The organism is Bacillus sp. E214, assembly GCF_008087365.1.
GTDB lineage: Bacteria > Bacillota > Bacilli > Bacillales > Pradoshiaceae > Pradoshia.
The window spans coordinates 1,483,836-1,505,858 of the sequence record NZ_VENN01000001.1; the positions used below are offsets into that span (position 1 = coordinate 1,483,836).

Sequence of the window (22,023 nt, forward strand, 5' to 3'; positions counted from 1 at the left end):
ACCCCCACTTTTTGAATATTCTTAAATTTCAACTTGCGTTTTATCCTTTGTAAAGAAATGTTTGGTTGCGTGTAAAAACTCCTCACGTTGCTCAATCATGGCCCAGTGGCCGCATTTTTTAAATACGCGCAGTTCGGCATTTGGTAAGTGTTCTAAAGCGTAAAGGCTGCTTTGTAAAGGAACAAACCGATCGTAGTAACCATGGATTAATAAAAATTCATTTTTCATTCTCTCAAGTGCCGTTTGTGGAATCAGCATTTCGGTTAAGGATGACTTGGTAAAGTTTTCACGATAAGAACGGAAAATTTCTGGACGCTGGAACATTTCAAAACGTGCTTCGACCACTTGGGTCACGAAATCCTCCATTTTATCTAAATCATAAACGAACCAGCTTAATAGATTGCGTAAGTTCTCTTTACTCGGATCTAAGTGGAAGTTTGTTAATTTTAGTAATTCAGGTGTCGGCTCCTTTAACAATACACCGGCGCCCATTAATACGATTTTGTTAAACCGCTCCGGAGCCTGCATATTTAAATACATGGATACGACGCCACCGAGTGAATTGCCGACTAAATTCGCTTTTTCAATATTTAAAGCATCCATTAAATCTAAAATTTGTTTGATACGCCATGACATCCACTGTACTCCGTTTTCTGGATATACTTCAGGATGATCCGTTTCTCCAAAGCCAACTATATCAGGTGCAATGACATGGAAATCTTTCGCATAATCTTCTAAAACAAATTGCCAATTTGCTTTTGCATTTGCCCCCGGTCCGGAACCATGAATTAATATCACAACTTCTTTATTTTCCGAACCTCCTTCATGAAAATAGGTTTCATAATCTCCGGTTTTCACTTTTCTTTGTAAAATCGTCATAAGAATCCTCCTTTGTTTACAACTACATTTTATTCACAATCGACATCTTATTTTTTCGTTTCGTACTATATAGACTCGCATTCTCCCCAGCAATTTTTCCAAATACAGAACCTGAGGTTAAACCGGCTCCGCCAGGATAATTGTCATAGTATAATCCCCCTACTATTTCACCGGCTGCGTATAAGCCTTCAATAGGCGTGAAATCATTGTGGATCACTTGCGCTCGTTTGTTAATCTTCAAACCGCCGTAAGTAAAGGTAATTCCACACGTAACTTCGTATGCTTCAAACGGCGCTTCATCAATTGGATTCGCCCAATTTGATTTAGGAACAGAAAGGCCTGTTGTTTTTTTCCCATCTAACTGGTTTGGATTAAATGGTATATTCTGATCAATCGAGTCATTATACCTCTCAATCTCTCTCAAAAAACTATCGGCATCAATGCCTTCCATTTTTTCTGCTAATTCTTCGAGTGTATTTGCAGCCACTTTTGAAACATGACGACCATTATATTCTTCACGTAAATAAGGTTTAGCTCTAGCGTCATACACTTGCCATGCATGCTGACCCGGTTGTTTTAAAATTTCACGTCCTACTTTTGCATAAATATAATTGCGAAAATCAGCAGCCTCATCAATAAAACGCTTGCCATCCTTGTTGACCATAATTCCGAATGGAAAGCTCAATTTTTGAAACCCTTCTTTATAATCAGCTAAGTATCGATCACCACTTACGGCATGTGCCGCAGACCAATTGCCGGTTGTTCGTGCACCTAATGACATGGCCATTCGCAGGCCGTCACCAACATTGTATTTACAGCCGCGTGTATGGACAGTATCCCAACCAGCCCCCAAATACTTTGTTCGCATTTCAACATTGGCATGAAAACCGCCGGATGCCAGCACGACTGCTTGACAAGCTATTTTGCGCTCTTTTCCATTCGAACGGACAATCACACCTTCAATCGTCCGATTCTCAGTGACAAGCTCGACCGCTGCTGTATTATAATGAATCGTTATGCCTAAACGCTTGGCTTCATTATGCAGAGAATCTACTAAGCCCTTTCCTCCACCCACAGCTTCAATGACCATGCCGCCCCAAAACACGAATTTCCCATTCATTTTATAAGCTTGGCGCCCATAAATCGGAAGCCATTTCACATGGTGCTCTGTTAGCCATAGTACAGTCTCATAACTCTTCTTTGTCATGATGGAAGCCAAATCGTAATCTGTGCGATAATTGGACATCCGGCACAAGTCATCAAAAAATTTTCCTTCTATATATGTCCCAAACTCCGTTATTTCGAAGTCCTTATCTGTCATTTCTGGCATTAGCGATCGAACCTGTGCTCCATCATTGTAGGCGAAGCGAATCGAACCATGTGTATAAGCCGTGTTTCCCCCTTTTTCTTCTTCTGAAGAAATTTCAAGTACCGTCACATGGGCTCCTTTTTCTGCTGCCGCAATCGCAGCACACAAAGCAGCATTTCCAGCCCCAACCACCACAATGTCTGTTGCTTCGCTCATTTTATTCACTCCTATCCATCTTGTAAGCGCTTAATAAGAGTTTCATAAAATACCTTTAAAGAATTGCTGAATAAGATTGTTGAATTCATTTTTCTTTTCAATTTGTGTCCAGTGCCCACATTTACTAAAAACGTGGAGTTGGGCATCATTTAGATGCTCTAATAAATAATAACTTGACTCAATCGAACATACTTGATCATCACGGCCATGGACCAGTAAGATCTGGTTCTTAATTCTGCGTAATGCCACGGTTGGGACTGGGACAGCAGCCGTTGAAAAAATAGAATTGTTTGAACGGCGAACTTCTTCACGCATTGCATTTTCATATCGGGAATCCGTAAGCCCATCAATGACTGGCTGCATTGCTTCCTTGTCGTAGACAAACCAGCCCATAATTTGTTGAAGTCGTTTTTTTGACGGGTTATCATAAAATGCTTTAGCACGTGCCAGCTCAAAACTTAGTTTAGTATTTGGTGTACCACCCGGCCCCATCAGGACAACTCGGTCAAAACGCTCTGGATACTCCAACAGCAATTCCAGGGCTATAGAACAGCCTAAGGAGTTTCCAACAACATGCACTTTCTCTAATTCGTAATAATCGAGCAACTCTATGATTTGTTCAATCCAACAATCCATCCACATTTGGCGATTTTTTAATGGCTCAGCCGGATGATCACTTTGGGCAAAACCGTATAAATCTGGTGCTAAACAATAGAAAGAATCAGCGCATTCCTGTAATGCATAATTCCAGTTAGCCAATGATGTTACCCCTGGTCCAGAACCATGTAAAAATAAAATGGTTTCTGCATTTCCTTTACCAGCTTCGTTTATCCATGTTGTATAATGACCTGTTTTCAGATGCTTTGATGTAATGGTTACCTCTTTTGTCATTGCCATTTACCCATGCCTCCCTATGCTTCAATTGTTGGAACAATTAACGGATTTCCCGTAATGCTATCTCCCCAATACGTATTGCCAAAAGCCCTTTCTTCCGGGCGCCAAACCACTGTTTCCCAATCAGGTTCAAATATTAAGTATCCACCTGTAAATAATTCAACTCTGCATCCACTTCCCGGATCAATAACATATAAATAGATAGCCTGCGAAATGCTATGTTTACCCGGTCCTATGAATTTCAGGTCATGTTCTTTTAAAATATCAGCTGCCCGCATTAAATCCCCTGAACTGTCCAACCAGTAGGAGATATGATGGAAGCGTGCTGTTGTTTCCAATGATTCATGAGCAACAAGTGCGACATCATGCACCAATGGAGTAACGCTCATCCAACCCGCCAATATTTTCCCATCCTCGGTTTCAATACATTCATTCATGCGGAATCCTAATTCTTCAATAAAGAAATCATAAGCTGTATTCTCCGGCGCAGCTGTATGAATATTGACATGATCGAAACGCCTTGGTGAAATACCCTTTGCCCATGCTTTATACGTTTGATTCTTGAGCACAGAACGTCGATGTTCTTCTACCTCTGTCTTTACGACATCATAAAACAATTCAATTCTATGCCCGGAAGCTGCCATAAATCGAATCGCTCTGCCAATACCAGGTGTCGTTCCAGCTTGCACATATTCAATCTCATAGCCCTTTTGATTCAGTCTGCTTGCAAACGAATCCACATCTTCTGCACATTTGGTGCGAAAACTGATATGCTTCACCTTGCCCTTAATGCCGGGTGAGATTGATAATGTATGATGCTGAAAATCTCCCCAGGCTCTGAAATAGTATTGTTCGCCTACTTTTTCAGTCAGCTCTAAACCAATGATGTTTTGAAAAAAATCCACCGATTTTTCAATATCGGAAGATTCAAGAGCAACATAACCTAATTGGGCAATTCGCGGTCCCATGAGTAAGAATCCCCCTCATTTTTTATATTAAGGAACTAAGTACTGGTAAACTATATAAAAAGTTCACTAATAACTGCTTATTTTTCAATAAAATTTACTTAATAACGAACCGCATTAGGTTGTAGACCAACAAGCTGACGCCCATAATTTTCCTGGGTAATAACCGGCGACAATGAACGGTGGGAATGCAATGTAATAAAATCACGAATCAATCGCTGCATTGGGCTCGCATCATATACAAATCCTGATCCACTTGCTGCTAAAATATGTTGTACTGCCTCATTCATTAATTTGTTACTATAGCCGATATCTGCCAGTACTTTTAATCTCTCATCACTTGGCATAATTGTTTTTTTCTCTGCCCATTCATCAATTTTTTTGGCAATATTCATTAAGTAAATTTCGGCTGTTTCGATTTTTAAAGTTGCTTCAGCAATTAATGAATGCGTGCTTGCTGCATCCTTAATCATTTTTACCCCCATATGCTGGGCTGTACGATACGGCAAACTAGCATGAAACTTATCAAGCATCTCTTTTACGACCCCTAATCCCGGCAATCCAAGCGATAAAATTAAACATGGAAACAAAGCAGAATGATATAATGGGATATCCCGTAAATGCTCTGATTGAAAGTTTCCATTTAAAATGTCTACAAAGGATGTACAACGATGATCGGGTATAAAAACATTCTTCATACGGACTGCATTACTACCAGTACCACGAAGCCCCAATGTATTCCAATCATCTTCTATTTCCAATTCACTAAACGGCAGAGTTGCTAGTAACTGCTTTTCAATTTCACCTTGTTCGTTCTTCAAATACATGCCAAAATAACCCCATGTTGCATGTAAAGATCCCGAACAAAACATCCAATGTCCTTCTTCAACGAGGTAACCGCCATCAACCTTTTTCACTTCACAAGAACGTGGCTCATACACTCCGGCAAATAATACATCTTCAGGATCATTTGCGAAAATCTCCAAATGAGCTTTTTCTGTAAATGATTCAGCCACCATCATTTCTCGTATTGCGCATAAGGAGGCAATCCATCCTGTAGACGCACAGGCTTTTGAAATTTCAACAATAACCTGGCTGTATGTTTGAATACTGACTTCAAGTCCACCATATCGTTTAGGGCGAAGCATTTTGAAAATTTGATTGTCTTTTAATTGTTTAATAGTCGATTCTGGAATTCTGCGAATTTCTTCAGTTTCCTTAACACGTTTGCGAATATCATCTGCAACCGCTTTCGTTTTTGTCATAAGATCCAATTCTGTTTCTTTTAAAATTGTATCCATATGTTCAACTCCTTATCTGAATGTACCTTTAATTTATCAAACCTACTTTCATAAAAGTCTGATTAAATTATTTGAATTTTCAACCTTATTTCCAATAAAAACTACCGAATCATAAATAAAATACAATGGTATTATCTGTATCAGTTCCTCTAATCCCATGGCCTTTCCCCCACCTAATCTGGCATTCCTTCAATCTGGCATATAGAAAAATATCACCTCAAATTTACCGATTATCTTTTAGGCACTTTGCACTAATGGATTTTAGATAAAGTATTTTCAAAATTTTTATAAAATTAAAATTATATCTGCTAATATATACTGTAAGCGCTTCAATTAAGTATTTATTAGTTAGAGGAGGTATTCTTATGACAACAAATTCTACTAATATAGCAGATAAAGAACTTTTTACAACAGCCAATACGATTGGACTATTACGAAAAGAATTAATAGAAACATTAGGTTTGGAGCATGCAAAGATTTTCTTACAGCGTTATGGATGGAATATCGGGGTCACTCATGCCAAAGAAGTAGAACAGCGTCCATTAAGTTTGCGTGAAAAGCTTGATAGCGCATCAGGTTACCATCTCAATTCCGGACAAATTACAGATTTAATCTCCAATCGCATTTTAGAGCTGAATCCCGATGATACGGTTCGTTTTATGCATGCAAAGGGGGTTTGGATCAATTCTTACGAAGTAACTGAACACACCAAATATTTCGGAAAAAGCCAAACCTGTATTTGCCATACATTAGCAGGCTATTCAAGTGGTTACACATCCTACTTAACCAAACGTAAAATCTATATTGTAGAGGTCACATGTAAAGCTAGAGGGGATGATGAATGTGCCTTTGAAATGCGCATGATTGAGAATTGGGATGAAGCAACACAGGCACAATTTAAAAAAATTCACCAATCCCGTATGATTGATGAACTAAACCAGACATATGAACAATTGTATGAAGAGAAAAAACTAACCGAGAAGGTATCTTCATTCCATAACAACTTAACCCTTGGAATCGCCCAAGGTATGCGAATAGAACAAATTTTAGAAACAATCTATGATAATTTAAACGTTCCAGTCATCCTTCAGGATTTAAATTTTAATACCCATCACTTAATTGGAATTACTGAAGAAGAATTAAATGAGTTAACCTTAGATTTTGCCAGCCAGATGCCTCAAACACGTTCAGGGAAGATTTTAATGCAGCATCTTGAGCCGATGCACTCTATTCAAGTAAACTGCGAAAAACATATTCGCCTGATCAGCCCCATAAATGTCCAAAACCAAATTATTGGATATATTTCGTTTATTTATCGGTCAACTGACCATAACTTCAAAGATGAAATGAATTTTCTACAGCGTGCTGCTAATTCCATATCACTATGTTATTTGAATGAAAAGTCGAGCTTAGAAGCAATCGAGAACATGAAAGCGTATTTTTTCGAGCAACTTTTACAACAGCAGTATACTTCCAAAAGCAATATGATTTATCGCAGTTATTTACTCCAGATAGATTTAAATGAAGACTTCTATATTGGAAACTTACGCATTACCAAAAAGGGCATTCCTATTAAAGATTCCATCATGATTAATAAAATAATCCAGTCTTTTACTATTTATTTAGAAATGCATCAAATCCCTATATTTATTACAGAATTTCAGGAAGAAGTGACGTTTTTATTCCCAAAAATTGATAAAACACAAGAAATACTAAGAAATATATTAAAACACCTGCATCGTACATTCAAAAACCATGAATTCCGTATTGGATTAAGCCGGGCTATCCATGATATAGACGATATTCCAGAGGCAAAACGGCAATCCATTACATCACTTAATGTCAATAAAGCCAGTGATATCATTTATTTTGAAGATACAAGTGTGATGGGATCAATCATTAACCAAACTAATAGCTCTATCATTATCGAAATCGCGCAACGTGAATTAGAGCCCATCCTATCATTGAAGCCAAATAAAAAAGAGGAGTTTCTTAAAACTCTTTACGCATTTTTAAACAATTACGGGAATTTGCAACAAACCATGCTGGACTTGAATTTATCCATGAGCGGATTAGTCTATCGAATTCAAAAGCTAGAAGAACTACTACAAAAAGACTTAAGAAATTCCAAGCACTCCTTTGAGTTGATGTTGCTCTTAAACTCTCTAATTATTCTTGGTGAAATTGAAATTGATTAGCTCTCTTTTTTCAATAAATTTTAGTGAAATACGCAGATTTTTATATACTTTCTAAAATAGTCTAATTTACACCTTTATGCTCTTTGCCATATTGATTTTTCGTTATTTAATGGAGTAAAAAACAAATATCTTTTTACAAAATCAATGAATTTTTCCCCTAAAAATCATTGATTTATGCCTCGATTGTCTGTGCTAATATCGAGTGTAATCTAAACGTAAGGAGTTCTGCTCATCTTCATGACGATTATCGCATGAGTTGTTATAACAAGAGGATAGTAGTGAGGCTGCTTTTCGTATAGAAATAGTAAAACAGGGGGTTATTAAAAGATGGCGAAGGCAAAGAGTACTGCTTTCTTGAAATTTTTAATTGTTTTAATTGCATTTCAGGACGTTGCTGCCGGGGTTGCAGGATCTATCATGGCCGATTTAATTAAAGCGTTCCCAAACTACAATCCGTCGGTAGTCATGTTAATTGCTACTATCCCAGGATTTTTTCAAATAATACCTTCATTGCTTTATGGGAAACTGGCTAATAAGTACTCAAAACGAGGATTATTATTTACAGGACTAGCCTTCTTCATCATTGGCGGTATCATGCCATTTTTCATTGATAATCTCTTTTTAATTATTGCCTTCCGTGGACTATTGGGACTTGGAGTCGGCATTACATTACCATTATCGGTTGATATTATCACAAGTTTCTTTGATGGTCGTGATCGTGATTTCTTAATTGGTTTGGGAACATCCACAGTTGCATGTATCGGAGCGATTTTCTTCCAGGTAGTCGGAGGTATGCTGGCTGATGCGTACAATTGGCAGTTTGGCTTTTTAGTTTACTTATTCCCGATCTTGATTTTAGCACTCACCTTCTTATATTTGCCTGAGCCTAAAAAACAAGAAGTACACAATGCATCCTTTAAAGAGATCCTGTTCTCTGCACCAAAAACCGTTTATGGTTTTACGATTGGCCAAGTTATCTTCACAGCATTGGTGTTTGGGTATGTAACAAATATTTCTATTATCATCCAAGCGGAAAACCTTGGGAATGCTACGGAGGCCGGTTTTGCCATCTCTTTATTCACCTTTGGTACCTTGGTTGTCGGACTTTTCTTTGGTCCCATGCGCCAACTTTGGCCAAACTTCAATATTCCCTTTGGAATTTTACTAACCGCTGTTGGTATCTTATGGTGTTATTATGCAAACACTTTAATGATGATCAATATGGCTAGTTTTCTTGGAGGAATGGGATTAGGAATTGTGATTCCAGGCGTACTCGCCCGAGTATCTGAATTGTCAAACCTTGCGAAGGGTATTTCCTTTGTAGGATTCGCTGCTGCGGCCCAAGGATTAGGTGGTATTACCAGTTCGTTTATGTACCAGTTTTTACTTAATATAACAGGCCAGGAAAACGGCCGATTCACTCTGCTTCTAGCATCTATTGGCCTATTCCTTTTAGCGATTGCTTGGTCTGCGGTCACGACTCTCATCAAAGAAAAAGACTCACAATCAAACGCAACCTCAAAGACCACACATATTATTTAACGGTAAGTATTTACCTAATTCGAGAATAAAAATGATCTCATAAGGAGAGTCTCTATGAGATCATTTTTATTTTATAGTACTTTATTGCCGAGTAATTCCGTAAATGTGGAATTCCGAGAAACGATATTACCAATTCCCTCCAACCTTGGTATTTTGTCCAGTCGCATAATCAGATAACGGTAAGCCAAGTTCTTCCCCCAGTTAGATTGATTCAATGATTTTTACTTAATTTCATTATGTATTTCAATAATTCTTATTCTAGTTAAGTGCCTTTTCTATCATCTACACTTAAACAAACAAATTATTTTCTGGGAGGCTATCAAAATATGGGGACAAAATTACTTCGATTCAAACAATCAGACCGTACATATTGGGGTGTTTTCAGTGAACAAATCCGCATTGTTGAACACGAGGCTGAAACCTTACATGACTTACTATCTAACGGTCGAGAGGCAATTGAGCGGGCAAAACACACCGGAACAATTATTTATACAGATGAAATCACAATCCTATCACCCGTAACAGATGATGCAAATATATTTTGTCAGGGTACAAACTATAGCGTACACCGTGAAGAAGCTGGTTTTACTAAGCAAAAGCCACCATATAACTTATTGTTCACAAAGGCATCCAGTACCTTAACATCTGCCGCTGCTGATATTATTTGCCCAACTCATGTTCAACTATTGGATTATGAAATCGAACTGGGATTAATTATTAAAACTGACATTACTGAGCCCATCCAAATTACAGAAAATAATTTAGTCCATTATATTGCTGGAATAGTGATTGCCAATGATATTTCGGCGCGTGATGTTCAAATTCTGGAACAGCAATGGTTCAAAGGAAAAAGTTATCGTGGTTTTTGTCCGGTGGGACCATATATTTATTTACTCGATGAAGATGAATTTCCTTACTTGAATCAATTGGAATTACATTTACAAATAAATGGTGAAACACGTCAAAGGGTTTTAACTGATCAATTATTATTTAAACCGACGGAAACACTGACTGAGATGTCAGAGATTTTTAATTTAAAAACTGGTGATTTAATTTTAACAGGTACCCCAGGTGGAGTATGTCTTCGTTTAAATTCTGAAATCATCAACCATATTTATGATAATACAATTTCACATCAGGATAAAATTGACCATTTTATTGAAACTCAACAAAACAATGGTTATTTAAAATCTGGAGATATCATGCTTCTCGAAATAAAAAGCACGGATGGTTCCATTGATTTAGGTGTACAAGAAAATAAAATAATACAGGCAGCTGCTGTAAAGTAAAGGGGCGTCCACATGATTCCAGTTTTCCGGTTAGGGTTTGTGACGTTTTTTTCGAAAGATGTTGAGGCCATGGTCGATTACTATATCACTGTTCTCGGATGTAAGCTTGTAGAACGCGGAGGAGACGGAGTTGCCTATATCAGTACAGGTGCAGAACATCATAATATTGTCATTCAACCAAGTAACGAAAGTTTCATGGAAGGAATCGGATGGCAAGTAAATCCTGAAGTATCATTAGAATACGTTCAATCCCTTTTAGAAGAAGAAGGAATCGTAAGTGAGCTTGTCCATGATAGACAAGTTGGAATACCTGAACAATTGCAGTTGCATGATCCGGATGGAAACCGCATTTTTTTATATCATAGTATAGACTACAGCGCTCCCGGATACGCAACATCCGGTATTATTCCTACTAAATTGGGCCACTTATCAATCAGCGTAAAAGATGCGAAGAAAACGGTGGACTTCTACCACCATATTTTAGGTTTTTACAAAACCGACCGTATACTTGATTTAGCCAACTTTTTAACATGTAATGAAGATCATCATACGATTAATATCATTCAAGGTAAAAAATCGTACATGCATCATATTGCCTTTCAATTACGCAATCCCGCTCATCAATATGACAGCTCTGATATTTTAATGAAACACAATATACCAACAATTTGGGGACCCAGCCGCCATACAGCTGGTCACAATATCGCGTCTTACCATCTAGATCCCGATAAGCATGTCATTGAGTTATATACGGATATGGATAAATACATTCCTGAATTAAATATTTTGGAGCCACGCCCGTGGCACAAAGAATTACCCTTACGTCCAAAAACATGGCAATCCTTCGAACACTGGGAAACACAATTTGGCGATACATTGCCTACAGTTGAAGATTGGAAACAAGATCGCCCTAAGGCTATCTTCCCTATATAAAAACAAACTTATATTTCTGGTACCTCATGAAATGTCCCTATTTGTTGAAACCAGACAAAAAATGCTTGGATCATATAATTCCAAGCATTTTTGATATCAGTAAGTTTATGTTCCCTGGGTTTAAGCGTTGAATAGGGTCAACACTTTATTCAGCTAATTCTTTTCTTTTTAGTCATCTTTCTCAGTAAAGCGTTTCTTTAAATTTCTCCGGCTTTTTCACATAGCCTTCGATGATAAATCCACATCCGGTGCAAATCATGTATTCAATCTCTGAACCTATACTTACTTTATTTTTGGGGTACATGACTCCATATCCGGTATGTTTCCCGATCCCCAGCTCTTTCTCACCACATTGAGGACATTCTTTTACTTTAGAATGCTTCACGTTAGTCCCTCCACTTGAAAATCTCCTATCATTTTCTCCATAAGGAAAACGCCACAAACTGCAATACATTACTTTTCGCCGTTTGAGAAAATCTAGGCTAGGATTTTACTTCCACAAGACGATGCTCTTCAAAAAAAGCTAAAACCCTGCGATACACAACGATTTCATTCTCCTTTTTAGAAAATCCATGTCCTTCATCCTCCATGACCATATAGGAGATATCTCTCCCCTGTTCCTTAAGAGTCTCCACAATTTGGTCTGATTCGGCCTTTACAACTCTTGGATCATTGGCACCTTGGATAACAAGCATCGGCTTTATCATCTGCTCAATATAGGTAATAGGTGAGTAGTCTATCAATTTCTCGCGATCTTTTTCGGGGTGACCTACCCAAGCATCCATGATTGGTTTCCAATCTTCCGGCACTGAATGAACAAAGGAAAATAAATTGGATGGCCCAAAAATATCTACCACAGCCTTAAAGTAATCAGCATGGCGTCCATGTAAAAGCAATGACATATATCCACCGTAACTGCCTCCGATCAGCAAGATATCGCCTTTCTTCGTATATCCACGGTCAATCAGCCAATCGAGACCAGCAATAATATCCAATCGGGCTCCTGCACCCCAGGCACGCTCCACCATTTTGGTGAATGGTAATCCATATCCAGTGGAACCACGGAAGTTAGGAGTAAAAACACTATATCCATTATCTAAGGCATATTGAAAGAATGGATTAAAACCTTTCCGTACTGCAGACTGCGGTCCCCCATGAACCCATAAAAGAGTCTCTCCGTTATCATTTTCAGGTTTTGCTTTATATAAAAGCGCTTCAATTTGGAGACCGTCAAAAGATGAATACGTAATAATCTCGGGCTCTACTATATCCTCCTTCTGAACACCAGCTAGGGTATTGTCAGTAATTGTGACCCATTCATCCTCACCAATCTGTTTAAATATATTCGCAAGTGTGTTTGAACTCTTTCCGAGCAAATAAAGGGAACCAGAATTAGAGACAACCTTTTTCGTTAGGAGGTCACATGGAGGGTTCAATTTTACCCATGCTTGATTATCAATACGATAGGCGTATAAATAATCCCGCACTCCTTTTTCAGCAGTAATATAGACTATTTTGTTTTTCTGATCGTATGTAAGATTGGTGAAGCTCTCCTGCGGTAATTCTTTAAGCTTAGTAAACTCCCTGGTTTCCAAATTAAAGCTTGCTAAATAAGAAAAATCCGCATCATAATCCGTGATTAAATAGACCTCTTGATCCGAAACGAAAACAGCTTCACTAACGGTATGCTCCGTATCAGTTGGCGGAGTCAGCAGGATATGTTCATCCGCTTTTTTCACATAATATAGAGAATTAGTATTAGAAAATTGTTTAGTATAGAGAATAACGGATTCATCCTCACTCACTTCCGCTAGAATGGTAATGCCTCCGTTCCCATCAAATACTTTTGTCTCTTCCCCCGTGTCCATTTGTAAGCAATAGCTACTGAGGAAAGACGCATTTTCTTTGGTAGATGTATAGTATAATCGCTCGCCGTCCTTCGATAGAAACGGATGAAAATTACGTGTATTCTCTTGAAAAACTAGCTCCTTCAAGGCACCGCCATATGTCGGCATGGCATAAAATTGAGTATTCTCATCACCGTCATGATCAAAGCCAGCTATAACAAATCTTCCTTTTGGGTCATACAGTAAATACTCAGATGGCTGATCATTGAAGGTCAGCCGATATGGAAAGGCATTAGGCATATTCATCGCCCAAAGATTATATTTTCCACTTATATTGGTACTGATGATAATCTGTTTTTCATCGGGACTCACAGCAAAATCAATTATGGAAACGGTTCGCAGCAATTGTTCTACATCTGGCTTAGGAAATGTAAACATAGACATACTCCTCATATTCATTTTTTTGTGATACCCAATCCATCTAACCCACATTATGAAAAACATATGATAGATAACAACCTACAGCAAATAGTTGTCCTTAAATCCTGGACTTAATTCACTCCAGACATCAAATACTTGACCATCTAAATCATAAAAAACAAAATTCCGTCCAGGGTGCCCTCGATCTTCAATGTCCCCTACCCTTACATTCTTCTCTGTTAACTCCATATGAAGCTCCGTTAACTTTTCCAATCCATCTACTTCAAAGGTAATCGAAAAGCGTTCATTTCCATTCTTATCTATAAAATTAGAACTTTCACCATCTGGTGCTTGAACAAGGAAAAAGCTTTGATTTGCAAGATTAATAATCGCTTTATCCTCATCTTCATAGCTTAATTCTGCTCCAAGCTTATCCACATACCATGCTGAAGATTCTTTAACATTCCTTGCAGGAATATAAGTTGTACCAACTCTTATAAATTTATTTTTCATCCCATCTCCCCTGTAATCAATCTATTTATTCCCAATCCTTCGCCATAATGATAAATCGATATGATTCTCCTCTTATGTCATTCATGAATTCTCCCACTTGTTGAAATCCTTCTCTTTCATACACTTTAATGGCCCGGTGATTAAAGTCCACTACGGACAACTCTAAATGGTCATAGTGAAAAAGGGATCTCCCTTGCTCCACAATGGCATGGAAGAAAGCAGGGCCATGTCCTTTTCCAGTCATAGATGGCTTCATCTGAATTCCAACTGCCAGTATCTCCGCTTCATCCTCATCGCTTACATCAAAAAACTCGCAGTTACCTACAAGTTCACCCCATTCATTTACTACCGATAATTCCCGTTCTTTTTGAACACTTTGCCTAAAGCCATCTATCTTTTCTTGTTGAATCGAATTATCGTAAAACGAATACATATCATCGTACGTCCATGATAAAAAGTCCTCTATATCCTCTTCGGTACGTTTTCTTAATAAATACTCCATCCTTTTTGCCTCTTATCTGATTGTATTAGGTTGCTATATTTCTTCGTTCATATTTTCAAAGAAGCCTAAACGATTTCCCCATGGGTCTGTAAATGTGGCCCATTTAACCGGTACTTCTTCACGGGAGTAGATTTCAAAAAAATCAATATGCAGCTCTTCTATCATTCTTTGTCTTTCCTTTTCTATAGATGTAACCTCAAGCCGAAGCGGACCACTTCCTTCTGCCGGTGTCCCTTTAGCGACTTGCAGCCAGCCCCCGGGAATTATCTCCCACTCCGCAAAATCTTCATGCGGCACAAAATCTGGTGCCCTGTTCAAAAATACTTCATACCATCTCCTACCTTGTTCAAAATCAGCCACACGGACCTGATAGGTCATTTCAGCTACCAAGAATATTTCACCTCCTTTAATAGTTCATAATATTGCAAAAATTTTATATAGAATTTCTGAGGGCAACACACACATAGGTGATAAATGATTTATTTACTCTTAACTAAATAGATTCTTACCTTAAGAGGAAAGAACCCATAAGCAAAAATGGTATAATATTCTAAAGTGAGGTGGATTTTATGTTGAACATCGGTGACATCATTTATCAGTTGTTTTCAATTTTAGTTGTTATCTTTTTTATTGTGATGATTGTATCTTTCTTTCGTTCTTCAAAAAAGCGGAAGGAACAGCTAGATCGAATTGAAAATAAATTAGATAAACTGTCAGGGCAATCAACTAAAAATTAGCTCGGTTTATAAGCCGGGCCTTTTGTTTATCTTTGAGGGATCATTTTATAAAGCTATTGCTAAACACAAGCAAGACAGCTATTAATTCTTTTTACTCAAATCAAAACGAATTATTTCTTCTTTTCCCAAGGATACAATTAAAGTTGCCTCCAGTGCGTTCTCTTTTAAATGTTCTAACTTGTCTACAGAAGGTACTGGAAGAACTTCCTCTGTTTTTTCTTCAACACCTAAATCATAATAGATGGTGAATTCTCCTGTTTCTTTTTCTTCAATAATAGCAGTATAGGAATAGCCGAAGCCCAAGCCTGAACCTTCATAATCTGCCGGTTCAAAAATATTAAAGCCCATCACTTCATTAGAGGCGGTTACTAATTTTTCGTCAGGTTCAATCCTAGCCTCCAAGCCTACTCCTTTACTTATGTCTCCAATCTTTTTATTTCCTACATTTTTAATCACAAATGTGTAATACAGGGCTGTAGGCACGACTTCTTTTCCTGCGTTCTTACCTTCCTGCAGAATAGTGGATCCCGTTTTGTTTTTATCATTCACAATCTCTGCTTCTGCACTGACCAGTTCTAGACGTGTGTTCGTGGAGCAAGCGCTAAAAATGCTGATAAAGACAAATAGGAACGTAAACAACAAACTAAATCGTTTCATGCAACCTCCTTTTTTTTCCTGCCTATTATGTTTGATAGGAAGATCTTGGGGATTTCTCACACATGGTTAGATGAATAGCGATTGCTGCTTGGGAGCTGCTTGATCTTCTTCCAGGCTTCTACCGCATCTTTGTGCTGCTTCCCTTGATTGTTCGGGTCAGCATAATAGTCATGGATGAATTGATTGTATTCAAATTGTGGGGAACTTTTTCCGTATAGGATGGATCTTTTTTCCGTTTTTCTTCCTCATACCAGGCATTTACCGCCTCACGGTAAGTGTTCCCGACATGATTTTTAAAATAATTCTGGATGTGGGTAGTAAAATGAAATGTAGGAATGACCGTTTGAAAAAATACTCTTACTTCTTGACTGCAACGGTGATTTTCTTTGATGATTGTATCGAGGCTTAAGATTTTTTCGGGTGTTTGTGGTTTCACATAGGCCCTTACTTTTCTAACCGGCTTTTTTATTTCTCCTGTTTCATGAAAGGCTTCGATTCGATTGGAAATCTCTATCTTTGCTGAAACAGCAAGTCCATTTTCTCTGCAAAATATTTGCAATTCTTCCTTCACCCAATAAAATTCTCTAAAACTTTGGACACTACTACTTCTAGTAAGCTTATGTCTCAGTATAATCCACCTCCATATATATCCATTTAATTATAGAAAACTAGTACTTATTTAGCAACGTACATGACAAAAATGAATTTACTAAAATTAACAGGAGAAATATATTAGCCACGATTTTAATTATATGCTATAATCTAGTCAACCTTTAAAACTGTTATACTATTTTATGCTTTACTGTTTCAATTGCCTTGCTCTCTTCGCCTTGAGCAGGGCATTTTTATTTCTTCCACTAAACTACCTTATACCAGCACAAAAGAAGTTGATATAATAAGGTTTAAACCACCTTGGATTAATCCTCCGAAATTCATTTCTGAATATCCCAGTACATCTACCCGTTTTAATATGGTTTACATTTCACGCCTGTTACACTAATTCTCTCAGCTGTATAATGTTCTACTTTTATATTATGAATAATGGATAATGCCATAGAACCATCTTGGATTAGCAATTACAGGTAATAGCTAATTGGTATATTCAATGCTTTTTTTAAGCATAATGAGAAGATAAACATTACTGTACTGTGAGAATTTTGGAGGATAGAAACGTGGATTTGATAAGTTTAGGCTTAATAGCAATGAAAGTAATCGTTGGATTTATATCTCTAAACATTATACTCATTTTAACTGGAAGAACCTCCATTTCTCAATTAACACCATTTCATTTTGTTTTTATTCTGTTACTCGATGATTTTTTAGGACGTATCATCTATGAAAATAATGTAAGTATTTTAAAATATCTATATGCAATTGGAATATGGACTTTTTTAATGATTATTTTAGAGTATGCCACGCTTAAGTTTACAAAGATTAGATTTTTCATTCAGAGGAAGCCAGTTCTATTCATTAGAAATGGAATAATTGATTATAAAGCAGCCAAAAAAGCAAGGTTGGATCTAAATCAAATATTGAGCATGTTACGGCAAAAAAGTGTTTTTTCTGTAAGAGAAGTTGAATTTGCAATATTAGAATCTAATAGGCAAATAAGTATCGCTCTGAAATCTAAATATAAAAATCCAACAATCGAGGATTTAAACCTTACTGAAAAACACAAATCGTGCTACCGCAAACCCTTATTAGCGATGGGAAAATTATACTTGGTAATTTAGCAGAATGTGGATTTGATGAAAATTGGTTAATTAGTGAGTTGAATAATAAAGGTTATGATTTAAAAAGCATTTTTTATGCTGAGTGGAAAAGTGATGAAGGAATACACATTTCACCTAAATAAAAACACTGTGTATAAACATTTTCTAGTAGAGATAGATAGTTTTCCGTACAATAGTTCTAAATCCTTACGAAATACATACTAATAATACTCATGCAAAATTAAAATGAATCATTCAACAAAGCTTAAACAAAAGAAAAACAGATCCTGTAACCAGGATCTGTTTTATTTATGTGTCGATCAGATTAGTTTTTTTGAACGTTAGTAGCTTGTGGTCCACGTTGACCTTGTTCTACTTCAAAAGTAACTTCTTGACCTTCGTCAAGTGTTTTGAAACCTTCACCTTGGATAGCTGAGAAGTGTACGAATACATCGTCTCCACCTTCGCGCTCGATAAATCCGAAACCTTTTTCTGCGTTAAACCATTTTACTTTACCATGTTCCATTTTTTGTTGCCTCCTAGTGTGCTAACACACAATTGTATTACTATCCTTGCTTTTCGATCGTAAGACGACAATAATTGTTCAACTTTCAACCACATCAAACAAAAATAATTCTACCTAATAATAACAGGTTCTGGACTGAAGTGCAAACGATTACCTCAATTATTTTTAAATTTTTCTTCAAATCATGATTTTTTTGAAACTCTTTTGCAAAATTATACCTATTAAAGCGATGGTAAATAAAACAAATCATCAAAAATCACTTTTACAAAGACGGTTCAACGTTCATTATATAATGGTATATAGTGAAGAAAAGGAGCTGGTAAGAATAATGGATCAAAGCTATAAAGCGTTAATCGTAGATAAACAGGATGAACAAACAGCAATCAAATTTATAGAAAAACCGTTACATACCCCACAAGATGGCGAAGTTCTCATAAAAGTAAAATATTCAGGTGTAAATTATAAGGATTGCCTAGCTACAATTCCGAATGGAAATATTGTGACTTCCTACCCGATGGTACCAGGCATCGACCTAGCAGGTACAATTATTTCATCGACTGACACTCGCTTTAAAGAAGGTGATGAGGTAATTGCCACGAGCTACGAAATCGGTGTATCCCGTGATGGAGGATATGCGGAATATGCTTATATTCCTGCTGATTGGGTTGTCTCACTGCCAAAAGGGCTCACTCTCAAAGAAGCCATGATCATTGGTACAGCTGGATTTACCGCTGCATTATCCGTCCAGCGTTTGGAGGAAAATAAGGTAACTCCTGATCAAGGTCCTGTGATTGTTACTGGAGCTACAGGCGGTGTAGGCAGTTTCGCGGTCTCCTTCTTAGCAAAACTCGGATTTACCGTTGAAGCCAGCACAGGAAAATTAGAGGAAGCTGAGTACTTAAAATCAATCGGTGCTGCGAATGTAATCTCAAGGGATGAAGTATACAACGGTAAGGTTCGCGCCTTAGGAAAACAGCGTTGGTCCGCTGGTATTGACCCTGTTGGCGGGGAACCTTTAGCATCTCTTTTAAGCCAAATTAAATATGGCGGTTCTGTTGCTGCCAGCGGACTGACGGCTGGCACGAAGATTCCCTCCTCCGTATTCCCATTTATATTAAGAGGGATTAATTTATTAGGCATTGATTCTGTACAATGCCCGATGAATACACGCCAACAAATTTGGGAACGTTTAGCTACGGATTTAAAGCTCAATCAGTATGAGAATCATATCCAGCAAGAAGTAAAGCTCGAAGAACTGCCAAATGTATTTCCTGTCCTTCTAAAAGGTGAAGCACGCGGCAGAACAATCGTTGTTTTCCCGGATTAAAGAACTCTATTCAACACCAATTCTTTTCAATAGAAGAATTGGTGTTTTTTTATGCACTAACCACCTATCTCTTTATTTTCCAGAGGAAATAAGTTGTTTAATTAGCACATTTTACTAACAATTGTTATAATGTTTTGATGTGTAAGAAAAGTATCTAAAAATCACCTTTTGAATACGTATCTTGCAAATATTAAAAAATAGGTGGTAAGAACCATGACAGAAAACAAACCATACAGAGTTTTGCTTTATTATTTTTATACTCCAATTGAAGATCCAGCTGCATTCGCGGCAGAACACCTTGCATTTTGTAAGGGGATTGAACTGAAAGGCCGTATACTTGTGGCCAAAGAAGGAATTAATGGTACGGTTTCCGGTACTGTGGAACAAACAAATGCTTATATGGATAAGATGAAGAACGATCCTCAATTCGAAGGGATTGTATTTAAAATAGATGAAGCAGACGGTCATGCGTTTAAAAAAATGCATGTGAGACCACGCCCTGAGCTTGTTCATTTATCTTTAGAAGATGATATTAATCCGAACGAATTAACTGGACAGTATTTGAGCCCAAAAGAATTTTTCGAGGGCTTACAGGATGAAAACACAATTGTTTTAGATGCGCGTAATGACTATGAATATGAACTTGGACATTTCCGCGGCGCCATCAAGCCGGACATTGAAACGTTCCGCGAGCTTCCTCAATGGGTTCGTGATAATAAAGAAATGTTTGAAGGAAAACGCGTCCTAACCTATTGTACAGGCGGAATCCGTTGTGAGAAATTTTCCGGTTGGTTAGTAAGAGAAGGATTTAAAGATGTCGGTCAGCTCCATGGCGGGATTGCCACATATGGGAAAGATCCGGAAGTACAAGGTCAATTATGGGATGGACAAATGTATGTATTCGATGAAAGAATCGCTGTTCCAATTAACCAAGTAGAACATGTGATCGTCGGAAGAGATCACTTCGATGGTGAACCGTGTGAACGCTACGTTAATTGTGCAAACCCTGAATGTAACGATCAAATTCTTTGCAGTGAAGAAAATGAGCATAAATATATGCGCAGCTGCACGGATGAATGTCGTGTACATCCTCGCAATCGTTATGTTGTAGAGCATAACTTAACTGAGGAAGAGGTTGCAGAAAGACTGCGTAAACTAGAATTAATTTCAGCTGAGTAATATAATTAAAGGAGACCTTTCGATTGAGAGGTCTCCTTTTAATTATACGATTATAACTTTTCATCTGCGGCTATTATAATCACCTTATTCCGCTCTCGAATTCTTCATAATAACCAAAATTATTGTTCCTGCAGTACTTTTTGCGGGGCTAGCTTACCTAAGTTATCATAAATCTCAGCCGCCATAACCTTATAGCCTTTTTCGGTCAGATGAATGCCATCTTCACTAATTAAATCCTTTAACTGACCTCTGTTTTTCAGCGCATTCCTTACATCAATCAGGAATACATCCATTTCTTCTGCTATATTTTTTACGGTTCGATTATACTTACTGTGCCAGTAGGCTATTCCCCCCACCTTGCATATCCATTGACTCACTTCTGTACCGAAACGCGTGGAAATTGTCTGATAATAGCGAGCCGGATCCAATGGAGGCAGCGTGGTTAAAACCGGTGTAATTCCATTTGATTTTAATTTGGTAATAAGCTCTTTTAAATTATTGGCATACCGTGATAGAGGCACTTTTGGCTGATGCTCGTCATTCGGTTTAGCCGCTACTTCCTTCCAAACAAAGTCACAATCATTCCCGCCAATCCCAATAATCACGTAGGTCGGTTCTTCTTGAATAACATCCTTTTCAAGTCTGGATAAAAGTAAATCAGAGTTATCATTGAATACTCCCTTATTGATCACTTCTGCCCGGCTAATCTCTGGATTCAATTTATCCTCTGACATAAGCTTTTGTAAATAGGCAGGATAATTATTTCTTAAAATTCTCAAACGACCCTTAACATAGGATACTCCCCTAGTTAAACTATCACCAAAGCATATTAATTTCATAGGCCATCCCTCATATCTCTTAGTAGTTTCTGTGTTGCAAAGCATGATAATCCTTTGTTACTTTAATTATATCAAGAATATTTCAAAAATTACTTGATAGATGTTTATATTCTTATAGATTAAAATTTGCCGTTATAAAAAATAGTAAATGAGTGAATGAATATGAATCCAACCAACCATATAAATAGATTCTTTTATTTAGCAACCATTACTCTATGTATCATTCTCGGATTAGCTT

Annotated in this window: 23 protein-coding genes; 9 read left to right on the forward strand and 14 right to left on the reverse strand. The window is 37.5% G+C overall.

Annotated elements, in window-relative coordinates:
- Positions 1-21: 21 nt before the first annotated feature.
- The 5 genes from FHY47_RS06975 to FHY47_RS06995 form a co-directional block, all read right to left on the reverse strand.
- Complete coding sequence (locus FHY47_RS06975; RefSeq protein WP_140461636.1) at positions 22-879, reverse strand: alpha/beta fold hydrolase; 858 nt, start codon at positions 877-879, stop codon at positions 22-24.
- A 22-nt stretch (positions 880-901) separates the two neighbouring features.
- Entirely contained in the window at positions 902-2,404 is a 1,503-nt protein-coding gene (gene tcuA / locus FHY47_RS06980; protein WP_140461637.1) for an FAD-dependent tricarballylate dehydrogenase TcuA, read from the reverse strand.
- Between the two features lie 42 nt (positions 2,405-2,446).
- On the reverse strand, positions 2,447-3,301 hold the full coding sequence (locus FHY47_RS06985; protein ID WP_140461638.1) for an alpha/beta fold hydrolase: 855 nt from the start codon (positions 3,299-3,301) through the stop codon (positions 2,447-2,449).
- A gap of 14 nt (positions 3,302-3,315) precedes the next feature.
- Positions 3,316-4,266: a VOC family protein gene (locus FHY47_RS06990; protein ID WP_148629939.1), complete on the reverse strand. Its 951-nt coding sequence runs from the start codon at positions 4,264-4,266 to the stop codon at positions 3,316-3,318.
- A 98-nt stretch (positions 4,267-4,364) separates the two neighbouring features.
- Positions 4,365-5,564, reverse strand: coding sequence for an acyl-CoA dehydrogenase family protein (locus FHY47_RS06995; RefSeq protein WP_148629941.1), 1,200 nt, complete (start codon positions 5,562-5,564; stop codon positions 4,365-4,367).
- Between the two features lie 365 nt (positions 5,565-5,929).
- On the opposite strand from FHY47_RS06995, the gene FHY47_RS07000 reads away from it, so the two are divergent.
- The 4 genes from FHY47_RS07000 (at position 5,930) to FHY47_RS07015 (ending at position 11,526) form a co-directional block, all read left to right on the forward strand.
- The gene (locus FHY47_RS07000; RefSeq protein ID WP_140461641.1) at positions 5,930-7,762 is read left to right on the forward strand and encodes a XylR N-terminal domain-containing protein; all 1,833 of its coding nucleotides are present in this window, start codon (positions 5,930-5,932) and stop codon (positions 7,760-7,762) included.
- A 327-nt stretch (positions 7,763-8,089) separates the two neighbouring features.
- Positions 8,090-9,304 carry an MFS transporter gene (locus tag FHY47_RS07005; protein WP_139891640.1) on the forward strand — a complete coding sequence of 405 codons (1,215 nt, stop codon included), beginning with the start codon at positions 8,090-8,092 and terminating at the stop codon, positions 9,302-9,304.
- Positions 9,305-9,630: 326 nt separating this feature from the next.
- The gene (locus FHY47_RS07010; RefSeq protein WP_139891638.1) at positions 9,631-10,593 is read left to right on the forward strand and encodes a fumarylacetoacetate hydrolase family protein; all 963 of its coding nucleotides are present in this window, start codon (positions 9,631-9,633) and stop codon (positions 10,591-10,593) included.
- A gap of 12 nt (positions 10,594-10,605) precedes the next feature.
- Complete coding sequence (locus FHY47_RS07015) at positions 10,606-11,526, forward strand: VOC family protein (RefSeq protein ID WP_148629944.1); 921 nt, start codon at positions 10,606-10,608, stop codon at positions 11,524-11,526.
- Between the two features lie 181 nt (positions 11,527-11,707).
- Here FHY47_RS07015 and FHY47_RS07020 read toward each other — a convergent pair whose 3' ends face one another.
- The 5 genes from FHY47_RS07020 to FHY47_RS07040 form a co-directional block, all read right to left on the reverse strand.
- Positions 11,708-11,911: a transcription initiation factor TFIIIB gene (locus tag FHY47_RS07020; RefSeq protein ID WP_148629946.1), complete on the reverse strand. Its 204-nt coding sequence runs from the start codon at positions 11,909-11,911 to the stop codon at positions 11,708-11,710.
- A 97-nt stretch (positions 11,912-12,008) separates the two neighbouring features.
- Positions 12,009-13,811: a S9 family peptidase gene (locus FHY47_RS07025; protein WP_148629948.1), complete on the reverse strand. Its 1,803-nt coding sequence runs from the start codon at positions 13,809-13,811 to the stop codon at positions 12,009-12,011.
- An 81-nt stretch (positions 13,812-13,892) separates the two neighbouring features.
- Positions 13,893-14,306 carry a VOC family protein gene (locus tag FHY47_RS07030; RefSeq protein ID WP_140461644.1) on the reverse strand — a complete coding sequence of 138 codons (414 nt, stop codon included), beginning with the start codon at positions 14,304-14,306 and terminating at the stop codon, positions 13,893-13,895.
- 25 nt (positions 14,307-14,331) lie between these two features.
- Complete coding sequence (locus FHY47_RS07035; RefSeq protein ID WP_148629950.1) at positions 14,332-14,808, reverse strand: GNAT family N-acetyltransferase; 477 nt, start codon at positions 14,806-14,808, stop codon at positions 14,332-14,334.
- Between the two features lie 33 nt (positions 14,809-14,841).
- The gene (locus FHY47_RS07040) at positions 14,842-15,198 is read right to left on the reverse strand and encodes a VOC family protein (RefSeq protein WP_148629952.1); all 357 of its coding nucleotides are present in this window, start codon (positions 15,196-15,198) and stop codon (positions 14,842-14,844) included.
- Positions 15,199-15,377: 179 nt separating this feature from the next.
- Between FHY47_RS07040 and FHY47_RS18885 the strand changes: the two genes are divergently transcribed.
- Positions 15,378-15,545, forward strand: a complete 168-nt coding sequence (locus FHY47_RS18885) for a hypothetical protein (protein WP_187393466.1) — start codon at positions 15,378-15,380, stop codon at positions 15,543-15,545.
- Between the two features lie 81 nt (positions 15,546-15,626).
- Here FHY47_RS18885 and FHY47_RS07045 read toward each other — a convergent pair whose 3' ends face one another.
- Positions 15,627-16,202 (reverse strand): hypothetical protein, encoded by a 576-nt coding sequence (locus FHY47_RS07045; protein ID WP_148629955.1) that lies wholly within the window; start codon positions 16,200-16,202, stop codon positions 15,627-15,629.
- Between the two features lie 118 nt (positions 16,203-16,320).
- On the reverse strand, positions 16,321-16,773 hold the full coding sequence (locus FHY47_RS07050) for a DUF6434 domain-containing protein (protein ID WP_316245993.1): 453 nt from the start codon (positions 16,771-16,773) through the stop codon (positions 16,321-16,323).
- A gap of 601 nt (positions 16,774-17,374) precedes the next feature.
- Here FHY47_RS07050 and FHY47_RS07055 point away from each other — a divergent pair.
- Both FHY47_RS07055 and FHY47_RS19560 read left to right on the forward strand, forming a co-directional pair.
- Positions 17,375-17,935, forward strand: a complete 561-nt coding sequence (locus tag FHY47_RS07055) for a DUF421 domain-containing protein (RefSeq protein ID WP_262365976.1) — start codon at positions 17,375-17,377, stop codon at positions 17,933-17,935.
- Positions 17,884-18,057 carry a DUF421 domain-containing protein gene (locus FHY47_RS19560; RefSeq protein WP_262365977.1) on the forward strand — a complete coding sequence of 58 codons (174 nt, stop codon included), beginning with the start codon at positions 17,884-17,886 and terminating at the stop codon, positions 18,055-18,057. Before FHY47_RS07055 ends, FHY47_RS19560 begins: the two co-directional genes overlap by 52 nt.
- A 182-nt stretch (positions 18,058-18,239) precedes the next feature.
- On the opposite strand, the gene FHY47_RS07060 is transcribed toward FHY47_RS19560, so the two are convergent.
- Complete coding sequence (locus tag FHY47_RS07060) at positions 18,240-18,440, reverse strand: cold-shock protein (protein WP_066107773.1); 201 nt, start codon at positions 18,438-18,440, stop codon at positions 18,240-18,242.
- Positions 18,441-18,768: 328 nt separating this feature from the next.
- Between FHY47_RS07060 and FHY47_RS07065 the strand changes: the two genes are divergently transcribed.
- The gene (locus FHY47_RS07065) at positions 18,769-19,767 is read left to right on the forward strand and encodes an acrylyl-CoA reductase family protein (RefSeq protein WP_139891625.1); all 999 of its coding nucleotides are present in this window, start codon (positions 18,769-18,771) and stop codon (positions 19,765-19,767) included.
- Between the two features lie 213 nt (positions 19,768-19,980).
- The gene (gene trhO / locus FHY47_RS07070) at positions 19,981-20,946 is read left to right on the forward strand and encodes an oxygen-dependent tRNA uridine(34) hydroxylase TrhO (RefSeq protein WP_066107775.1); all 966 of its coding nucleotides are present in this window, start codon (positions 19,981-19,983) and stop codon (positions 20,944-20,946) included.
- Positions 20,947-21,065: 119 nt separating this feature from the next.
- Here trhO and FHY47_RS07075 read toward each other — a convergent pair whose 3' ends face one another.
- Positions 21,066-21,785, reverse strand: a complete 720-nt coding sequence (locus FHY47_RS07075; RefSeq protein ID WP_066107778.1) for an SGNH/GDSL hydrolase family protein — start codon at positions 21,783-21,785, stop codon at positions 21,066-21,068.
- Positions 21,786-22,023 lie beyond the last annotated feature (238 nt).

Excerpts from the sequence above, each read along its gene's own strand:
- FHY47_RS06975 (WP_140461636.1), bottom strand. The coding sequence starts at position 879 with ATGACGATTTTACAAAGAAAAGTGAAAACCGGAGATTATGAAACCTAT.
- tcuA (WP_140461637.1), bottom strand. The coding sequence starts at position 2,404 with ATGAGCGAAGCAACAGACATTGTGGTGGTTGGGGCTGGAAATGCTGCT.
- FHY47_RS06985 (WP_140461638.1), bottom strand. The coding sequence starts at position 3,301 with ATGGCAATGACAAAAGAGGTAACCATTACATCAAAGCATCTGAAAACA.
- FHY47_RS06990 (WP_148629939.1), bottom strand. The coding sequence starts at position 4,266 with ATGGGACCGCGAATTGCCCAATTAGGTTATGTTGCTCTTGAATCTTCC.
- FHY47_RS06995 (WP_148629941.1), bottom strand. The coding sequence starts at position 5,564 with ATGGATACAATTTTAAAAGAAACAGAATTGGATCTTATGACAAAAACG.
- FHY47_RS07000 (WP_140461641.1), top strand. The coding sequence starts at position 5,930 with ATGACAACAAATTCTACTAATATAGCAGATAAAGAACTTTTTACAACA.
- FHY47_RS07005 (WP_139891640.1), top strand. The coding sequence starts at position 8,090 with ATGGCGAAGGCAAAGAGTACTGCTTTCTTGAAATTTTTAATTGTTTTA.
- FHY47_RS07010 (WP_139891638.1), top strand. The coding sequence starts at position 9,631 with ATGGGGACAAAATTACTTCGATTCAAACAATCAGACCGTACATATTGG.
- FHY47_RS07015 (WP_148629944.1), top strand. The coding sequence starts at position 10,606 with ATGATTCCAGTTTTCCGGTTAGGGTTTGTGACGTTTTTTTCGAAAGAT.
- FHY47_RS07025 (WP_148629948.1), bottom strand. The coding sequence starts at position 13,811 with ATGTTTACATTTCCTAAGCCAGATGTAGAACAATTGCTGCGAACCGTT.
- FHY47_RS07030 (WP_140461644.1), bottom strand. The coding sequence starts at position 14,306 with ATGAAAAATAAATTTATAAGAGTTGGTACAACTTATATTCCTGCAAGG.
- FHY47_RS07035 (WP_148629950.1), bottom strand. The coding sequence starts at position 14,808 with ATGGAGTATTTATTAAGAAAACGTACCGAAGAGGATATAGAGGACTTT.
- FHY47_RS18885 (WP_187393466.1), top strand. The coding sequence starts at position 15,378 with ATGTTGAACATCGGTGACATCATTTATCAGTTGTTTTCAATTTTAGTT.
- FHY47_RS07045 (WP_148629955.1), bottom strand. The coding sequence starts at position 16,202 with ATGAAACGATTTAGTTTGTTGTTTACGTTCCTATTTGTCTTTATCAGC.
- FHY47_RS07060 (WP_066107773.1), bottom strand. The coding sequence starts at position 18,440 with ATGGAACATGGTAAAGTAAAATGGTTTAACGCAGAAAAAGGTTTCGGA.
- FHY47_RS07065 (WP_139891625.1), top strand. The coding sequence starts at position 18,769 with ATGGATCAAAGCTATAAAGCGTTAATCGTAGATAAACAGGATGAACAA.
- trhO (WP_066107775.1), top strand. The coding sequence starts at position 19,981 with ATGACAGAAAACAAACCATACAGAGTTTTGCTTTATTATTTTTATACT.
- FHY47_RS07075 (WP_066107778.1), bottom strand. The coding sequence starts at position 21,785 with ATGAAATTAATATGCTTTGGTGATAGTTTAACTAGGGGAGTATCCTAT.